The 17,737-nt window shown below is 69.1% G+C and carries 16 protein-coding genes; 12 read left to right on the forward strand and 4 right to left on the reverse strand.

Translation table 11 applies throughout. The features are described 5' to 3' along the window. Positions 1–65: 65 nt before the first annotated feature. A complete protein-coding gene (locus L8951_RS11540) occupies positions 66–188 on the reverse strand; it encodes a hypothetical protein (RefSeq protein WP_265535975.1) in 123 nt (40 codons plus the stop codon). Between the two features lie 131 nt (positions 189–319). On the opposite strand from L8951_RS11540, the gene glnE reads away from it, so the two are divergent. The 6 genes from glnE to zapE all read left to right on the forward strand — a co-directional run bounded on the left by glnE (position 320) and on the right by zapE (position 6,661). After that, a complete protein-coding gene (gene glnE, locus L8951_RS07585) occupies positions 320–3,007 on the forward strand; it encodes a bifunctional [glutamate--ammonia ligase]-adenylyl-L-tyrosine phosphorylase/[glutamate--ammonia-ligase] adenylyltransferase (protein WP_244382383.1) in 2,688 nt (895 codons plus the stop codon). After that, positions 2,991–3,449 (forward strand): peroxiredoxin, encoded by a 459-nt coding sequence (locus L8951_RS07590; protein WP_244382384.1) that lies wholly within the window; start codon positions 2,991–2,993, stop codon positions 3,447–3,449. The genes glnE and L8951_RS07590 overlap by 17 nt, the downstream gene beginning before the upstream one ends. A 183-nt stretch (positions 3,450–3,632) precedes the next feature. Beyond that, entirely contained in the window at positions 3,633–4,106 is a 474-nt protein-coding gene (locus tag L8951_RS07595) for a DUF4440 domain-containing protein (protein WP_244382385.1), read from the forward strand. Positions 4,107–4,239: 133 nt separating this feature from the next. After that, a complete protein-coding gene (locus L8951_RS07600; RefSeq protein WP_244382386.1) occupies positions 4,240–5,019 on the forward strand; it encodes a succinate dehydrogenase iron-sulfur subunit in 780 nt (259 codons plus the stop codon). Between the two features lie 33 nt (positions 5,020–5,052). Then, positions 5,053–5,544: a PaaI family thioesterase gene (locus L8951_RS07605; RefSeq protein WP_244382387.1), complete on the forward strand. Its 492-nt coding sequence runs from the start codon at positions 5,053–5,055 to the stop codon at positions 5,542–5,544. Continuing rightward, a complete protein-coding gene (zapE, locus tag L8951_RS07610) occupies positions 5,531–6,661 on the forward strand; it encodes a cell division protein ZapE (protein WP_244382388.1) in 1,131 nt (376 codons plus the stop codon). Before L8951_RS07605 ends, zapE begins: the two co-directional genes overlap by 14 nt. A 53-nt stretch (positions 6,662–6,714) precedes the next feature. Here zapE and L8951_RS07615 read toward each other — a convergent pair whose 3' ends face one another. Both L8951_RS07615 and L8951_RS07620 read right to left on the reverse strand, forming a co-directional pair. Further along, on the reverse strand, positions 6,715–7,497 hold the full coding sequence (locus L8951_RS07615; RefSeq protein ID WP_244382389.1) for a YEATS-associated helix-containing protein: 783 nt from the start codon (positions 7,495–7,497) through the stop codon (positions 6,715–6,717). A 149-nt stretch (positions 7,498–7,646) separates the two neighbouring features. Continuing rightward, positions 7,647–8,024, reverse strand: a complete 378-nt coding sequence (locus tag L8951_RS07620) for a hypothetical protein (protein ID WP_244382390.1) — start codon at positions 8,022–8,024, stop codon at positions 7,647–7,649. A gap of 278 nt (positions 8,025–8,302) precedes the next feature. Here L8951_RS07620 and mdh point away from each other — a divergent pair, with 278 nt between their 5' ends. From mdh to odhB, 4 genes are all read left to right on the forward strand, one after another. Continuing rightward, complete coding sequence (gene mdh, locus L8951_RS07625) at positions 8,303–9,265, forward strand: malate dehydrogenase (RefSeq protein WP_244382391.1); 963 nt, start codon at positions 8,303–8,305, stop codon at positions 9,263–9,265. A gap of 14 nt (positions 9,266–9,279) precedes the next feature. Next, positions 9,280–10,164: a succinate--CoA ligase subunit alpha gene (gene sucD / locus L8951_RS07630; protein WP_244382392.1), complete on the forward strand. Its 885-nt coding sequence runs from the start codon at positions 9,280–9,282 to the stop codon at positions 10,162–10,164. Between the two features lie 106 nt (positions 10,165–10,270). Further along, positions 10,271–13,033 carry a 2-oxoglutarate dehydrogenase E1 component gene (locus L8951_RS07635; RefSeq protein ID WP_244382393.1) on the forward strand — a complete coding sequence of 921 codons (2,763 nt, stop codon included), beginning with the start codon at positions 10,271–10,273 and terminating at the stop codon, positions 13,031–13,033. A 42-nt stretch (positions 13,034–13,075) separates the two neighbouring features. After that, the gene (odhB, locus tag L8951_RS07640) at positions 13,076–14,350 is read left to right on the forward strand and encodes a 2-oxoglutarate dehydrogenase complex dihydrolipoyllysine-residue succinyltransferase (protein WP_244382394.1); all 1,275 of its coding nucleotides are present in this window, start codon (positions 13,076–13,078) and stop codon (positions 14,348–14,350) included. 75 nt (positions 14,351–14,425) lie between these two features. Here the strand turns inward: odhB and L8951_RS07645 are convergent, their stop codons facing one another. After that, a complete protein-coding gene (locus tag L8951_RS07645; RefSeq protein WP_244382395.1) occupies positions 14,426–15,361 on the reverse strand; it encodes a glucokinase in 936 nt (311 codons plus the stop codon). A gap of 170 nt (positions 15,362–15,531) precedes the next feature. On the opposite strand from L8951_RS07645, the gene lpdA reads away from it, so the two are divergent. Together lpdA and L8951_RS07655 are read left to right on the forward strand one after the other, a co-directional pair. Then, positions 15,532–16,935: a dihydrolipoyl dehydrogenase gene (gene lpdA, locus L8951_RS07650; RefSeq protein WP_244382396.1), complete on the forward strand. Its 1,404-nt coding sequence runs from the start codon at positions 15,532–15,534 to the stop codon at positions 16,933–16,935. 100 nt (positions 16,936–17,035) lie between these two features. After that, positions 17,036–17,716 (forward strand): PepSY domain-containing protein, encoded by a 681-nt coding sequence (locus L8951_RS07655; protein ID WP_244382397.1) that lies wholly within the window; start codon positions 17,036–17,038, stop codon positions 17,714–17,716. Positions 17,717–17,737 lie beyond the last annotated feature (21 nt).

Consider the following 17,737-nt stretch of genomic DNA (forward strand, 5'->3'; position numbering starts at 1 on the left):
CATATCCACAAGTCGGCATGTGAATGAGCGGTCCGTCGGCGAACGCCGCAGCGACGGGCGGTTGGCTAGCTGAGCTGGGCCAGCAGCTCTTCCATGTCGCGTGGCAGCGGTTCGCGGCGCACCGCGTCGAAGGCGCGGCGCAGGTGCGCGGTCACCGGATCGGCGGGCGATGGAATCGTAACGCGCATGGATACGCGCTCGCTTTGCGAGGCGGTCCGGGCGTCAGTCCCCTTGGCGTGGCTGTGCAACATGGTCAGGTAGGTAACGCCCGAGTCGCGCAAGCGTTTCACGCGTGCGGCCAACGCTACGGGGAGATGCGATGAGTCGAAACCGGAACGACCGCCATGCCGCCTGGGCGCGCGCCGAGGCGCACGCGCCCTTCCTGCGCGCCGCGGGGGCGCGGCAGGCGGGGGTGCTCGAGACCTTCCTCGAGGCCGGCAGCGAGGCCGCGGTCGCGGCGGCGATGGCGCTCGAGTGCGACGGGATCGGCGCGCAGTTGCGCTGTCGCCGCGACGCGCTCGCGCTCGCGGTGGCGCTCGCCGACCTGTCGGGCGAATGGGGGCTCGAGCCGGTGACCCGCGCGCTGTCCGACTTTGCCGACATGGCAATCGACCGCGCGCTCGCCGCGGCGATCGAGCAGCGCGTGCCCGGCGCCCCGCTCGAGGGGATCACCGCGATCGCGCTCGGCAAGCTGGGGAGCCGCGAACTCAACTATTCCTCCGATGTCGACCTGATCCTGCTCTACGACCCCGAGCGGCTACCGGTGCCGCCGCGGCGCGAGCCGGGCGAGAGCGCGGTGCGGATCGCGCGCGATTTCGTCGCGCTGATGCAGGAGCGCACCGCGCAGGGCTATGTCCAGCGGGTCGATCTGCGGTTGCGCCCGGCGAGCGAGGCGACCCCGATCGCGCTGCCCGTCGGCGCGGCGATCTCGCATTACGAGAGCGCGGCGCTGCCGTGGGAGCGCGCCGCCTTCATCCGCGCGCGGGTCGCCGGCGGCGACCGCTTCCTCGGGCAGCGTTTCCTCGAGGCGATCGAGCCGTTCGTGTGGCGCCGCGCGATCGACTTCGGGGTGATCGACGAGGTCCGCGGCATCGCCGCGCAGGTGCGCGACCATTATGCCAGCGGGCAGGCGTTCGGCCCCGGCTACGACCTCAAGCGCGGGCGCGGCGGGATCCGCGAGATCGAATTCTTCGTCCAGTCGCACCAGATGATCTTCGGCGGGCGCGCCCCCGAGTTGCGGCGCGGGGCCACGCTCGAGGCGCTCGACGCGCTGGTCCAGCAAGGCCATTTCGCCGCCGCCGACGCGGCCCCGCTCGCGGCCGCCTACCGCGCGCTGCGCACCGCCGAGCACCGGCTGCAGATGGTCGCCGACAAGCAGACCCACGCGATCCCCGAGGATGCCGCGGCGGTCGACAATGTCGCCGCGCTCGACGGCGCCGCCTCGGGCGCGGCGTGGCTGGCGCGGCTCGCGCCGCACGCCGAGGCGGTGGCGCCGCGGTTCGACGAGCTGGTCGCCGAGGCGGGGGGACGGCTGCCCGCCGACCCCGACACGCTGGCGGCACGGCTGGGCGAACTGGGGCTGGCCGACCCGGCGGGGGCGGCGCGGCTGATCGCGGGCTGGCGCGCGGGGCGCGCGCGTTCGCTGCGCTCGGCGCCCGCGCGCGCGGCGTTCGAGGCGATGCTGCCGACGATGCTCGAGGCGATCGGCGCGGGGCCCGACCCGGCGCATGCCTTCAACCGCTTCGCCGACATCGTCGAGCGGGTGCCGAGCGCGATCAACTTCTACCGGCTGCTCGAGGCCAACCCGCCGCTGGCGCGGCTGCTCGGGCGGCTGCTCGCTTATTCGCCCACGCTCGCGGCGCAGCTGGCGCGGCGCCCGAGGCTGCTCGACGGGCTGCTCGACAAGTCGGCGTTCGACCCGCCGCGCTCGGCCGACGCCTTCGGGGCCGGGCTCGCCGAGGTGATCGCCGGGCTCGACTACGACCAGGCGCTCGACCGCGCCCGCGCGCTGGTCAACGAGAAGCGATTCGCACTGGGGGTGCAGCTGATCGACGGCACGGTCGACCCGCTGGTGGTGGCGCGCGGCTATGCCGAGGTCGCCGAGGGGGCGATCCGCGCGCTCGCCGATCGCGCGCGCGCCGAGTTCGAGCTGGTGCACGGGCGCTTCGACGGGTTGGGGCTGGCGATCCTCGGGCTCGGGCGGCTGGGGGGCGAGGCGCTGACCCACGCCAGCGACCTCGACCTCGTGTTCCTCTACGATGCCCCGCGCGCGGCGCAATCGGACGGTGCCAAGCCGCTGACCCCGGCGGACTATTACAACCGGCTCGCCAGCCGCATCGTCTCGGCGCTGTCGGTGCCGACCGCGGCGGGGCCGCTCTACGAGGTCGACACGCGGTTGCGGCCGCAGGGACTCGAGGGGGCGCTGGCGGTCAGCTTCGAGGCGTTCGAGGCCTATCAGCGCGGTCAGGCCTGGACGTGGGAGCATATGGCGCTGACCCGCGCGCGCCCGGTCTATGGCCGGAGCCGCGCGCGCGACCGGGTCGCGGCGCTGCTCGCCGACATCTTCGGGATGGACCGCGACGCGGCGGGCACGCGCCGCGATGCCGCGATCATGCGCGCCGACATCGCGGCGCACAAGCCGCCGCGCGGACCGCTCGACATCAAGTTGGGGCCGGGCGGGCTGGTCGACTTGGAGTTCGCGGTCCACGTCACCCAGCTGATCCGCCGCGAGGGGCTGTCGCCACGGCTCGCCGAGGCGGTCGTGCTGCTGGCCGACGCGGGGCTGGCGCCCGCGACGCTGCCGCGCGACCAGGCGCTGCTGACCCGGCTCCTGCTGCTGTTCCGGCTGGTCAGCCCCGACAGCTCCTCGCCCTCGGCGCGCACCCGCGCGCTGGTCGCCGAGCGGCTGGGGTTCGAAAATTGGGAGGCGGCGGTTGCGGCGCACGATGCGGCGCGGCAGAACATCGCCGACTATTGGAAAGAGGTGCGCGATGCTCAAGCCGGGTGACAAGGCTCCCGTGATCAAGGTGACGACGGGGACGGGCGAGGTGATCGACCTGGCCGCCCCCGGGGGCAAGCTGGTGGTCTATTTCTACCCCAAGGACAATACGCCGGGCTGCACCAAGCAGGCGATCGCCTTCTCCGAGCAGCTCGACGCCTTCGCGGCGGCGGGGGCGCGGGTGATCGGCGTGTCGCGCGACCCGGTGGCGAGCCACGAGCGCTTCACCGCCAAGCACGACCTCACGGTGCCGCTGGTCGCCGACGAGGACGGCGCGATCTCGGACGCCTTCGGGACGTGGGGCGAGAAGAAGAATTACGGGCGCACCTACATGGGGATGATCCGCTCGACCTTCCTGATCGGCGCCGACGGCACGATCCTCGAGGCGTGGCCCAACGTGCGCGTGAAGGGGCATGTCGAGAAGGTGCTCGAGGCGGTCGAGGCCGCCTGACCGGGGGCGCGACCCGCGCGCACCGCGCCCGCCCTATCCGAGTTGTTTAATTCGTGTTAACCATGAGGTCGCTCGGGGGGCGGTGGGCGTTCCACCAGTCGACATCTCGTCCTTTCGAACCTGTTGGCGTCAACCGCGACCGCTCGCGGTGGAGGGGCGGCGCGCGACAAGGGAGACAGGACGATGAGGATCGCAACGATGATGATTGCCGCCACGATGCTGGCGGGGGGCGCCGTGCCGGCAATGGCGCAGGACAGGGCAGCCGACAAAAAGGCGGTGATGGAGGCGGCGCGCGCGCAGTGGCAGGCGGGCATCCAGCAGGCGCCGATGGCCGAGCAATATGCCACCGTCGCCGACGACTATACCGAGTTCAACGCCACCAGCCCGGCGCTCATCCGCGGCAAGCCGCGGGCGATGGCGCTGACGAGCGCCTACGACCAGGGCGGCGGCGCGACGCTGTTCGGCGACATGGAGAATGCGCATGTCCAGCTCTATGGCGACACCGCGATCCTGTCCTACAATTATGTCGGGGTGCAGCGCGACCGCGAGGGTAACGTGGAGCCGCAGAACGCCAAGTCGACCCGCGTCTACGTGAAGATGGATGGCGAGTGGAAGCTGGTTCACGCCAACTTCCAGCCCGCACCGATCATGGAGTAAGGCCGGGGCGGCGGGCGGGGCGGCCGCGCGCCTCCCCGCCCGTCGGCCGCGATGTCCGCCAAAAGCCTGTCTTGGCAGGGCGGGCGGGCTCGTGCTAGCGGGCCTTCCAACTGCTAGTTGAAGGACAAGTGTCGTGGCGGAATTTCGTCTTCCCAAGAACAGCCGTGTGCAGAAGGGCAAGGCCCATCCCGCGCAGGAGGGCGCGAACCTCAAGACGGTGAAAATCTACCGCTACGACCCCGAGACGGGCGAGAACCCGCGCTACGACACTTACGAGATCGACCTCGACAAGTGCGGGCCGATGGTCCTCGACGCGATCATCAAGATCAAGAACGAGATCGACCCCACGCTGACCTTCCGCCGCTCGTGCCGCGAGGGCATCTGCGGGTCGTGCGCGATGAACATGGACGGCAAGAACGGGCTCGCCTGCACCTCGGCGATCGAGGATTACAAGGGCACGCTGACGATCCACCCGCTGCCGCACATGGAAGTGGTCAAAGACCTCGTCGGCGACTTCACCCACTTCTACGCGCAATATGCCTCGATCCAGCCGTGGCTCAAGTCGGAGAGCCCCGAGCCCTCGGGCAAGGAGCGCGAGCAGGCCCCCGAGGACCGCGCCAAGCTCGACGGCCTCTACGAGTGCATCCTGTGCGCCTGCTGCTCGACCAGCTGCCCGAGCTACTGGTGGAACTCGGACCGCTTCCTCGGCCCCGCGATCCTGCTGCAGGCCTATCGCTGGATCGCCGACAGCCGCGATGAAGCCACCGGCGAGCGGCTCGACCAGCTCGAGGACCCCTACCGGCTCTATCGCTGCCACACGATCATGAACTGCGCCAACGCCTGCCCCAAGGGCTTGAACCCGGCTAAGGCGATCGCCGAGACCAAGAAGCTGATCGCCGAGCGCGCGGCTTGACGCTGCGCGCCCGCGCGGCCTAGCGCGGCGGGCATGACAAGCAAGCAAGCACCGCGCGCGCCCGAGATCGAGGAGCATCCCGACCATCCCGGCTGGTACTGGTGGGGCGGGTGGAAGAAGCCCGACAGCTTCGCCGCGCAGGTCGGGCTGATGCTGTTCAAGCAGGGTGACGAGCCCGGCACCGGAATCGTGCGCATGTTCCCCGAGGAACGCCACCTCAACCCCGGCGGGTCGGTGCATGGCGGCTGCGTCATGACCTTCATCGACATGGCGATGTTCGCGGGCGGGTTCGCGGCCGGGATGGAGCGCGCGCATTATGTCACGCTCGACTGCCACACGCGCTTCATGGACCGCGCGCGCGCGGGCAAGCCGCTCGACTGCCTCGTGCGGATCGAGCGCGCGACCCCCGGCGGGATCGTCTTCCTGTCGGGCATCGTGACGCAGGAAGGGCGCCCCTGCTATTCGTACAACGGGACCGCCAAGAAGGTGCGCGACCCGCGCAAGAAGGCCGATGACGAGCGCTGAGGGCCCCGTCGGCCACGCCTATCGCGCGCTGGTCGAGGCGGGCGAGCTGCGCGCCGACGCCGACCAGGCCCGCGCGGTCGCGGCGCTCGACAAGTTCGCCGCCGATCTCGGCAAGACGCGCCGCGGTTTCCTGTCGCGCATGTTCGGGCGCGAGACCCCCGCGCCCTGCGGGGTCTACATGTGGGGCGGGGTGGGGCGCGGCAAGTCGATGCTGATGGACCTCGCCTTCGAGAGCATCGCGATCGAGCGCAAGAAGCGCTCGCATTTCGCGCCCTTCATGCTCGGCGTGCACCAGCGGCTGCGGCGAAAGCGCGAGGCGGGGGTCGAGGACGCGCTGATCCGCGTCGCCGAGGATATCGCCGAGGAGGCGCGCTTCCTCGCCTTCGACGAGATGATGGTCACCAATTCGGCCGACGCGATGATCATGAGCCGGCTGTTCACCGCGCTGATCGAGCGCGGGGTGGGGGTGGTGACCACCTCCAACCGGCCGCCCTCGGACCTCTACAAGGACGGGTTGAACCGCGAGCTCTTCCTGCCCTTCATCGAACTGATCGAGCGCCAGATGCGCGTGGTGCCGCTGAACGGGCCGACCGACTATCGGATCGGGCGGATGAAGGGGATGCGGCTGTGGCACGCCCCGCTCGGCGATGCGACGACGAAGGCGGTGCAGGCGGCGTTTCGCGAGCTGACCGGGCATGACGATGCGGAAGCGCAGAACGTGCCCTCGATGGACCTCGACGTCGGCGGCGGGCGCAGCCTGCATGTCCCCAAGGCGCTCGGCGGGGTCGGGGTGTTCAGCTTCAAGCGCTTGTGCGGCGAGCCGCGCGGGAGCGCCGACTATCTCGCCATCGCGCGCGCCTTCCACACCGTGATCCTCGTCGGGGTGCCGGTGATGGGCCCCGAGATGCGCAACGAGGCGGCGCGCTTCGTCCAATTGATCGACGCGCTCTACGAACATGGGGTGAAGCTGATCGCGGCGGCGGCGGCGGCGCCCGAGGTGCTCTACCCGGCGGGCGATGGCAGCTTCGAATTCGAGCGCACGGTGAGCCGCCTCGAGGAGATGCGCAGCGCCGACTATCTCGAGGAAGGGCACCGCCCCGAGGGGCGCGAAGCCTGACAAGAAAAAGGGGAGCGCGATGGCTCCCCTTCCTCGTTCGATGGCGATTTCGATCAGATCAGGCTGGCGGCGGGTTCGGCCTTGTGCGCGGTCGCCAGCGCGACCCAGCCGATCGGCTGGATCGCGTAGCGGGTACCGTGGGTGACCGGGCTCTCGACCGCCTTGGCGAGCCCCGCCTCGACCATGTCGTCGAGCTTCTCGGTGACCTTGAAGCGCGGCATCTCGAGGTCGGCGGCCACCCCGGCGGCGGTGCGATAGTCGCGCGCCGTGAGCGCCTTGAGGATCGCCTGGTCGTCGCGGCCGAGCGACTGGACGAACAGCTGCTGCGCCTCCGACAGGTCGTTGGCGGCCTTCTTGTGCGCCTCGGCCTGCTTCTTGGCGGCGGCGCCCTTGGCCTCCGAGCGGGGAGCGGCGGCGCGGTCGTCGACATATTCGGCCAGCGCGCGGTTGGTCGCCTGCGCTTCCTTGAGCTGGCCGCGCATCGCGTCGACATCATCGACGATGCGGCGCGAGGAGCTTTCGACGAAGAAGCGGCTGGCATAGCTGGCGACGAGGCCGAGCCCGAACAGGATGACGAGGTTCTCGTAGATCTCGCCCCAGCTGGCGTCGAAGACGTTGGCGACGAGGTCCGAGCGCACGAGGCTCAGCAGCAGCGGGACCGCGCCGGCGGCGACGATGCCGACCATCACGTAGGTGGCGAGCCCGTAGCGGCGCGCGTTGCGGCGCCCGGTGCTGCCCATTTCGTGCCCCGCCGGATGACCCATGAGCCAGGCGGCCACGCTGCCGATCAGCGCGGCACCCAGGATGATGCCGGCAACGGCAATGACCTTATCCATGTTAGTTTTCCCCAATCCCCGGAATTTTCAGTGCCTTAACGCGAAGGCGGCGGGTCGACCGATTCCAAATCGAGCGCGCGGAGTCAAATGCGGCGCGGCCCGTGGGGGGCCGCGCCGCATCGCACGGTTAACCGCGTCGCGACGCCGCGCTAGAGGATGGCGCGGAGCACCTCGCGCACGATCAGCGTGGTCGGATCGACGCGATAGATATAGTTGTCGTCGTAGATATAGCGGCTGCGCGGGTCGAGGTCGTAGCGGTTGCGCAGCTCGTAGGGGATGCGATCGTAGGGGGTGTAGCCCGAGAAGGCGCGGTCGAAACGATAGCCGGTTTCGTAGCGCTTCTTGGCCTGACCCGGGGGCAGACAGCCGTTGCGCTTCTTGGCCAGCCCCGGGGGGCAGGCGGGCTGCGCGTGCATGGCCCCATGCGCGGCATGCTTGCCGCCGCCGGCGTGGGCGGGCGGCTGCGCGAGGGCCGGGGTGGCGACGAGGGCGGCGGTGCCAGCAAGGGCGATGAGCATCTTGTTCATGCGCAACAATATAGGCGAAATCGGCTGAATTACAGCTGACGGAAAGCGCGCTTTTCCGGGGTTCGCGGCGGATCGTCGCCCGCCAGCCACGGTTCGGCGTAAATCGCCCACGCGGGGCCGCGACGCGCCGCGGCGGCGGCGGCGAGGCGCGGTTCGGCGCGCCGGCGTGCACTTTGCCACGCGCGGGGTGTTGAACGGCGCCGCTTGGCGGGCTAGTGCGCGGGCGACCACGAGTCCGCTTGCCGCGGGCGCGACGCATGACATTCGAAAGGACCCCCATGGCTCGCAAGAAGATCGCCCTTATCGGTGCCGGCATGATCGGCGGCACGCTCGCCCATCTCGCCGCGATGAAGGAAATGGGGGACGTCGTCCTGTTCGACATCGCCGAGGGCATGCCCGCAGGCAAGGCCTTGGACCTCGCGCAGGCGGGTCCGGTCGAGGGCTATGATGCCGACCTCAAGGGCACCAACGACTATGCCGACATCGAGGGCGCCGACGTGTGCATCGTCACCGCCGGCGTGCCGCGCAAGCCCGGCATGAGCCGCGACGACCTGCTCGGCATCAACCTGAAGGTGATGAAGGCGGTCGGCGAGGGCATCGCCAAATATGCCCCCGACGCCTTCGTCATCTGCATCACCAACCCGCTCGACGCGATGGTCTGGGCGCTGCGCGAATTCTCGGGCCTCCCGCACGAGAAGGTCGTCGGCATGGCGGGCGTGCTCGACAGCGCGCGCTTCCGTCACTTCCTCGCCGAGGAATTCGACGTGTCGATGGAAGACGTCACCGCCTTCGTGCTCGGCGGGCATGGCGACACGATGGTGCCCGTGCTCGAATATTCGACCGTCGCGGGCATCCCCGTTCCCGACCTCATCAAGATGGGCTGGTCGACGCAGGAAAAGATGGACGCGATCGTGGCGCGCACCCGTTCGGGCGGCGGCGAGATCGTCAAGCTGCTCGGCAACGGCTCGGCCTATTACGCCCCCGCGACCAGCGCGATCCAGATGGCCGAGGCCTATCTGAAGGACAAGCGCCGCGTGCTGCCCGCCGCCGCGCACCTCACCGGCCAGTATGGGGTCAAGGACATGTATGTCGGCGTCCCCGTCGTGATCGGCGCGGGCGGCGTCGAGAAGATCGTCGAGATCGAATTGAACGACGAAGCCAAGCAGAATTTCCAGGTCAGCGTCGACGCCGTCGAAGAGCTGGTCGCCGCCTGCAAGGGCATGGACGAAACCCTCGCCTAAGGAACAGCGACACCATGAGCATTCTCGTCGACAAGAATACCAAGGTCATCACGCAGGGGATGACCGGCGATACCGGCACCTTCCATACCCAGCAGGCGATGGACTACGGCACCAACATGGTCGCCGGCGTCACCCCGGGCAAGGGCGGGATGACCCATCTCGGGCTGCCCGTCTTCGACACCGTGCGCGAGGCCAAGGAACAGACCGGCGCCGACGCCTCGGTCATCTACGTCCCGCCCCCCTTCGCGGCGGATTCGATCCTCGAGGCGATCGCCGCCGAGATCCCGCTGATCGTCGCCATCACCGAGGGCATCCCGGTGCTCGACATGGTCAAGGTGAAGCGCGCATTGGACGGCTCGAAGTCGCGCCTCATCGGCCCCAACTGCCCGGGCGTGCTGACGCCGGGCGAGTGTAAGATCGGCATCATGCCGGGCAAGATCTTCTCGAAGGGCTCGGTCGGCGTCGTCAGCCGCTCGGGCACGCTCACCTACGAAGCGGTGTTCCAGACCACCAACGAGGGCCTTGGGCAGACCACCGCGGTCGGGATCGGCGGCGACCCCGTCAACGGCACCAACTTCATCGACGTGCTCGAGCTGTTCCTCGCCGACGATGCCACCGAGAGCATCATCATGATCGGCGAGATCGGCGGTAGCGCCGAGGAAGAAGCCGCGCAGTTCCTCGCCGACGAGGCCAAGAAGGGCCGGGCCAAGCCGACCGTCGGCTTCATCGCCGGGCGCACCGCGCCGCCGGGACGCCGCATGGGCCATGCCGGGGCGATCGTCTCGGGCGGGCAGGGCGGCGCCGAGGACAAGATCGCGGCGATGGAAGCGGCGGGCATCACCGTCTCGCCCTCGCCCAGCGAACTGGGCACCACGCTCAAGCGGGTGCTGCAGGGCTGAACGAGCGCGCGGGCGGGGCCGAATGTCCCGCCCGCGAACCTTTTTGGCGGGGGCATCGGTTGGTGGGGGAATGGGGCCCCCGAATGCCGGGGGCGCGAAGGGTGACATGATGGACGCGATGAGCGTGGATGCCGAACGAGGGCCGAGCTGGGCCCGGGCCAACTGGCCGATCAGCGAACTCGACGATGCCAATCTCGGGCTCGACCCGGTCGAGGCCAATTATGTCGAGCAGGCGGTCGAGAAGGCCCGCGCGTCGGGGGTGACCGACGCCGCCGCGCTGCGCGCGGTCGCCGACAGCTCGAACCGCGCGATGATGCTGATCCGCACCTATCGCGTGCGCGGCCACCTCGCCGCGCGGCTCGACCCGCTGGGGCTGAGCCACCACGAATTCCCGCGCGAACTGGCCCCCGACTATCACGGGTTCGAGAGCCTCGAGGAAGAGGTCTGGCTGTGCGGCGCGCTGGGGTTCGAGAAGGCGACGATCGGGCAGATCGTCGGGGTGCTCCAGTCGAACTACTGCGGCACCGTCGGCGTCGAATATATGCACATCAACGACCTCGAGGAACGGCGCTTCATCCAGGACCGGGTCGAGGGCAAGAACGCCGAGATCCATTTCACCCCCGAGGGCAAGACCGCGATCCTCGACAAGGTGCTCGAGGGCGAGCAGTGGGAGAAGTTCCTCGCCCGCAAATATGTCGGCACCAAGCGCTTCGGGCTCGACGGCGGCGAGAGCATGATCCCCGCGCTCGAGGCGATCATCAAATATGGCGGCCACATGGGCGTCACCGAGATGACCATCGGCATGGCCCACCGCGGGCGCTTGAACGTGCTCGCCAACGTGATGGGCAAGCCCTATCGCGCGATCTTCCACGAATTCGCGGGCGGCGCGACCAACCCCGAGGACGTCGGCGGGTCGGGCGACGTCAAATATCATCTCGGCACCTCGAGCGATCGCAGCTTCGATGGCAACGAGGTGCATCTGAGCCTCGTCCCCAACCCCTCGCACCTCGAGGCGGTCGACCCGGTCGTGCTCGGCAAGAGCCGCGCGGTGATGACCATCCGCGGCGACCGCCACGGCAAGACCGTGCTCCCCATCCTGCTCCACGGCGATGCCGCCTTCGCGGGGCAGGGGGTGGTCGCCGAGTGCCTGATGATGAGCGGGCTGCCCGGCTATGGCACCGGGGGCACGATCCATTTCGTCATCAACAACCAGGTCGGCTTCACCACCAGCCCGCAGTTCGCGCGCTCCTCGCCCTATCCGTCCGACATCGCCAAGGCGATCCAGGCGCCAATCCTCCACGTCAACGGCGATGACCCCGAGGCGGTGACCTGGGCGTGCAAGGTGGCGATCGAGTTCCGCCAGACCTTCGGGCGCGACGTCGTCATCGACATGTGGTGCTATCGCCGCTTCGGGCACAACGAGGGCGACGAGCCGAGCTTCACCCAGCCGCTGATGTACGCCGAGATCCGCAAGCATCCGCCGATCAGCGAGATCTACGCGCAGCGGCTGGTCGAGGAAGGCGTGATCGAGGACGGCTGGGTCGAGGGCAAGGTGGCCGAGTTCACCCGCCACCTCGAGACCGAGTTTGCCGCGGGCGATGCCTATGAGCCGACCAAGGCCGACTGGTTCGGCGGGCGCTGGAAGGGGCTGCACATCCCCGAGGAGGGCGTGCTCGGGCGGCGCAACGTCGATACCGCGATCGCCCCCGAGGCGTTCGACAAGCTGACCGACGTCCTGACCCACGTTCCCGCCGACCTCGACGTGCACAAGACGCTCGGGCGCATCCTCAAGGCCAAGGAGAAGACGCTGCGCGAGGGCGCGGGGATCGATTGGGCGACGGGCGAGGCGCTGGCCTTCGGCAGCCTCATCCTCGACGGCTACGGGGTGCGACTGTCGGGGCAGGATTCGGGGCGCGGCACCTTTTCGCAGCGGCACGCGGTGTGGGTCGACCAGAAGACCGGCGAGAAGTTCATCCCGCTGCGCGAGATGCGCACCGACGGCGGGCCGCGCTTCGAGGTGCGTGACAGCCCGCTCTCCGAATATGGCGTGCTCGGCTTCGAATATGGCTATTCGCTCGCCGACCCGATGACGCTGACGCTGTGGGAGGCGCAGTTCGGCGACTTCGTCAACGGCGCGCAGATCATGATCGACCAGTTCATCTCCTCGGGCGAGGCAAAGTGGCTGCGCGCCTCGGGGCTCGTGATGCTGCTGCCGCATGGCTACGAAGGGCAGGGGCCCGAGCATAGCTCGGCGCGTCCCGAGCGCTTCCTCCAGCTGTGCGCCGAGGACAATATGCAGATTTGCAACATCACCATGCCGGCGAACTATTTCCACGTCCTGCGGCGGCAGATGAAGCGCGATTTCCGCAAGCCGCTGGTGATCATGACCCCCAAGAGCCTGCTGCGCCACAAGCGCGCGCAGTCGACCCGCGAGGATTTCGTCGGCGAGGGGCACTTCTTCCGCATCCTGTCGGACCCCGACGGGGCGCCCTCGGAGACGGTGAAGAAGGTCGTGCTGTGCACCGGCAAGGTCGCCTTCGACCTGATGGACAAGCGCGACGAGGCGGGGATCGAGGACACGCAGATCATCCGCATCGAGCAGCTCTATCCCTTCCCCTCCGAGCCGCTGGTCAAGCGGCTCGCGGCGATGCCCAACCTCGAAGGCCTGACCTGGTGCCAGGAGGAGCCCAAGAACCAGGGCTACTGGTTCTTCGTGCGCGAGATCATCGACGACTGCCTCGCGCAGGCGGGCAAGGATTTGTCCACCCGCTATGCCGGGCGCGACCCCTCGGCCTCGCCCGCGACCGGGCTGGCCAAGCGGCACGCCAAGCAGCAGGCCGCCTTGATTGACGATGCGCTGGGGCTCTAAAGGCCTTTCACAGACGAGCTAGAGAAGAGAGAGACACACTCCATGGCGACCGACGTCACCGTCCCCACGCTGGGCGAATCGATCACCGAAGCCACCGTCGGCGAATGGCTCAAGCAGCCGGGCGATCCGGTCGAACAGGACGAGCCGATCGTCAGCCTCGAGACCGACAAGGTCTCGGTCGACGTGCCGAGCCCCGTCGCGGGGGTGCTCGAGGAGCATCTGTTCGGTGCCGGCGACACGGTCGAGGTCGGGCAGGTCATCGCCAAGGTGGGCGAGGGTAGCGGGGTGGTCGCCGACCAGCCCAAGCCCGCGCGCAAGGAGCAGGCGCCGGGCGAGGGCCCCGACGGCGCGCAGGAGAACAACGATGTGGTCGCGCAGGGCGAGGCCGACGAGCCCGCGCTGTCGAGCGACCTCACCTTGTCGCCCGCGGTGCGCCGCGCGGTGCTCGAACATGGGGTCGACCCTTCCAAGATCACCGGCACCGGCAAGGACGGGCGGATCACCAAGGACGACGTGATCGCCGCCGCCAAGGCCAAGGACAGCGAACCCGCCGCCAAGGCCGCCGCCGCGAGTGGCGGGCAGGCCTCGGCGCCGACCAACGTGACCGTCTCGGGCGAGCGCCGCGAGGAGCGGGTCAAGATGAGCCGGCTCCGGCAGACCATCGCCAAGCGGTTGAAGGACGCGCAGAACAGCGCCGCGCTGCTCACCACCTTCAACGACGTCGACATGTCGGCGGTGATGGACGCGCGCAACCGCTACAAGGAGCTGTTCGCCAAGAAGCACGGCATCCGCCTCGGCTTCATGAGCTTCTTCGTGAAGGCGGTCGCGCTGGCGGCCAAGGACGTGCCCGCGGTCAACGCGCGCATCGAGGGCGACGAGATCGTCTATCACGACTATCTCGACGTCTCGGTCGCGGTGTCGGCGCCCAAGGGCCTCGTCGTCCCCGTCATCCGCTCGGCCGACCGCATGAGCTTCGCCCAGATCGAGCAGGCGATCGCCGATTACGGCAAGCGCGCCAAGGAAGGCACGCTCGGCATGGAAGACATGGCGGGGGGCACCTTCACCATCTCCAACGGCGGGGTGTTCGGCTCGCTCCTGTCGACCCCGATCATCAACCCGCCGCAGTCGGCGGTGCTCGGGATGCACCGGATCGAGGAGCGCCCGGTCGCGGTGAACGGCGAAGTCGTCATCAAGCCGATGATGTATCTCGCGCTCTCCTACGACCACCGGCTGATCGACGGGCGCGAGGCGGTCACCTTCCTCGTACGCATCAAGGAAGCGCTCGAGGATCCGACCCGCCTGCTGATCGACCTCTAGGGGCGTCGCGCCAGGACAGCAAAGGGGTTCCGCGGCCGTGCCACGGGGCCCCTTTTTGTCATGGCCGCAGCCGCTTCAGGCGGCGAGCCGCGTCCCCCCTTGCGCCGCGCGCACCGCCATCAGCGCGGCGCCGCCCGAGAGCACGGCTTCCGATTGCGACATCGACCAGACCGGTACCTGCAGGAGCAGGCGCTGGAACTGGCGGCGCTTGGTGAAGGCGCCCTCGAAGGCGATCTTGGCCGAGCCGGTGGTGAGCTGCGCGGCGCGCGGGCCCGCCAGCATCACGCCGTTCCACGCGCCCTGCGCATGGACGAGGTTGGCGAGGAAGCGCCCGAACCATTCGCCGAGCATGCGGTCGCGTTCCAGCTCGCGCATCTCGGGGAAGGCGCCCCAGCATTCGTCGTTCCGCTCGGTGGTCAGCATGGCTTCCCAGCTGGTCTGCGAGAAGCTGCCGCGGCGCGCCTCGGCGAGTTTCAGTTCGCGCTCGCTCTGGGGGGCGAAGTCCATGTGGCCGATCTCGGTCTCCATGACGCGCTGATAGCCCTCGCGGTCGATGTCGATGATCGCGGCGCCGACCCCGCCGCCGACATAGACCATCGCCATGCGCCCGGGCGAGGTGAAGTCGGGCGCGGGCTTGGTACCGCGCACGAGGGCGGCGCGGCTAGTCGAATTGGTCGCCGCCCAGCCCATCGCCACGACATCGTTGATGATCCGCACCCGGGTGCCGAACAGGCTGGCGAGGCCCGCGCGGGTGATGGTCCAGTTGGAGCGGGTGAGGCTGATCATCTCGCCCGAGGCGGCGCCGGCGATGACGAGCAGCGGGTCGAGCTTGCCAAGGTCGCGGCCGGTTTCGCGCGCATAGGCCTGGAGGACGTCGGTGAAGGTCGGCTTGCCCTCGGGCGATACCGTGTGGACCGGCCCGAGGACCGGGCGGCTCGACGGCACGACCTCGCTGAAGCGAATACCCGCGGCGGCGCTGGTATCGATCACCAACCAGTTGCGCTGATCCATTCGATCACCCCTCGCTATGTCGATCCGGCCAACTCGCTATAGGGCGCCAAGGGTTAAGAGATGGCTCACGGGGCGGCGCGAGACGTCCTCGCGAGGCGCGGGTCGGTTGCGTTAGCGGGCGAAAGCCTTATGTGGGCGCAATCCGAATTTTAGACACGAGCAGGTTTCTCATGGCTGACTTTGATTATGACGTCCTCGTGATTGGCGCCGGCCCCGGCGGTTACGTGGCGGCGATCCGCGCCGCGCAGCTCGGGCTCAAGACGGCATGCGCGGAAAGCCGCGAGACGCTGGGCGGGACCTGCCTCAACGTCGGCTGCATCCCCTCCAAGGCGCTGCTCCATGCCTCCGAACTCTACGAGGAAGCGACCGCGGGGCACCTCGCGAAGTTCGGCATCGAGCTCGACGGCGCCAGGCTCAACCTCGAGCAGATGATGGCCGAGAAGTCGAAGGCGGTGGGCGAGCTCACCGGCGGGATCGAATTCCTGTTCAAGAAGAACAAGGTCGACTGGCTCAAGGGGCACGCCCGCTTCACCGGGCAGCATAGCGTCGAGGTCGGCGGCAAGACGGTCACCGCCAAGGACATCGTCATCGCCACCGGGTCGAGCGTGATGCCGCTGCCCGGGGTCGAGGTCGACAATGACAAGGGGATCGTGGTCGACTCGACCGGGGCATTGAAGCTGCCCAAGGTGCCCGGGAAGATGGTCGTCATCGGCGGCGGGGTGATCGGGCTCGAACTCGGCAGCGTGTGGCGCCGCCTCGGCGCCGAGGTCACGGTGGTCGAATATCTCCCGCAGATCCTGCCCGGGATGGACGAGGAAATCCGCAAGGAGGCCAACAAGGTCTTCAAGAAGCAGGGCTTCAAGTACAAGCTCGGCACCAAGGTCACCGGCTGCGAGGTCAAGGGCGACAAGGCGATCCTGTCGATGGAGCCCGCCAAGGGCGGCGAGACCGAGACGATGGAAGTCGACGCGGTCCTCGTCTCGATCGGGCGCAAGGCCAATACCGACGGGCTCGGGCTCGAGGCGATCGGGCTGGCGACCAACGAACGCGGCCAGATCGAGACCGACCACGACTTCGCCACCGGGGTCGAGGGCGTCTGGGCGATCGGCGACGTGGTGCCCGGGCCGATGCTCGCGCACAAGGCCGAGGACGAGGGCATCGCGGTGGCCGAGAATATCGCGGGCGAAGTGGGGATCGTGAACCACGACCTCATCCCCAGCGTCGTCTACACCATGCCCGAGATCGCGGGCGTCGGGCTGACCGAGGAGCAGGCCAAGGAAGCGGGCCACGAGGTCAAGGTCGGCAAGTTCCCCTTCATGGCCAACAGCCGCGCCAAGACCAACCGCGACACCGACGGGCTGGTCAAGGTCATCGCCGACGCCAAGAGCGACCGCGTGCTGGGGGTGTGGATGATCTCCTCGCTGGCGGGCACGATGATCGCGCAGGTCACGCAGGCGATGGAATTCGGCGCGACGAGCGAGGACATCGCCTACACCTGCCACGCCCACCCCACCCACAGCGAGGCGGTCAAGGAAGCGGCGATGGCGGTGCAGGGCAAGCCCATCCACATCTAGCCGGCGCGCCGCCTGCCACGTTGCAAATGACGCCGTCCCGGCTATGGCTGGGGCGGCGTCGTCGTGAAGGGCGCAGGCCGGGCGGGGAGAGAAGAGCAACATGCGGAAGACGTTGCGCAAATGGCACCTGTGGCTGGGCTGGCTGGTCGGGGTGCCGCTGCTGTTCTGGACGCTGTCGGGCTTCTTCATGGTCCTCAAGCCAATCGAGGAAGTGCGCGGCGAGCATCTGCTGAAGGCGCCCGCGCCGATCGCGCTGGCGGCACCGCCGCGGCTGCCCGCCGGGCTCGACGCCGCGCCGCTCGAGGCGGTCCGGCTCGAACCGCGCGCGCGCGGCCCCGTGTGGGTCGTCGACCTTGGCGAACGCACGCGGATCGCCGATGCGGCGACGGGTGAATGGCTCGCCCCTTATGGCGCCAACGATGCCGCCGCCGAGGTCGCCGCGCGCTACCGCGGCAGCGCCGCGCTCGACGGCGTGCGCGCGATCGACCCCGCCGACCCGCCGACCGACTGGCGTCGCCCCGTGCCCGCCTGGCAGGTGGCGATGGACGACGGCACGCGCTTCTACGTCGAGGCCGAGAGCGGGCGGATCGCGGCGACGCGGACCGGCTGGTGGCGCGCCTTCGACTGGATGTGGGGGCTGCACATCATGGACCTCGAGACCCGCGAGGACTTCAACAACAACTGGCTGCGGATCTTCGCCGCGCTGGCGATGCTCGCCACGCTGATGGCGCTGGTGCTGCTGCCGCTGGCCACCCGTCGAAAGAAACGCGCGCGGGGCTAGCGCTGCGCGCCGCGATGGTCT

The sequence above is a fragment of the Sphingomicrobium astaxanthinifaciens genome (genome assembly GCF_022865105.1).
Taxonomy (GTDB): domain Bacteria; phylum Pseudomonadota; class Alphaproteobacteria; order Sphingomonadales; family Sphingomonadaceae; genus Sphingomicrobium; species Sphingomicrobium astaxanthinifaciens.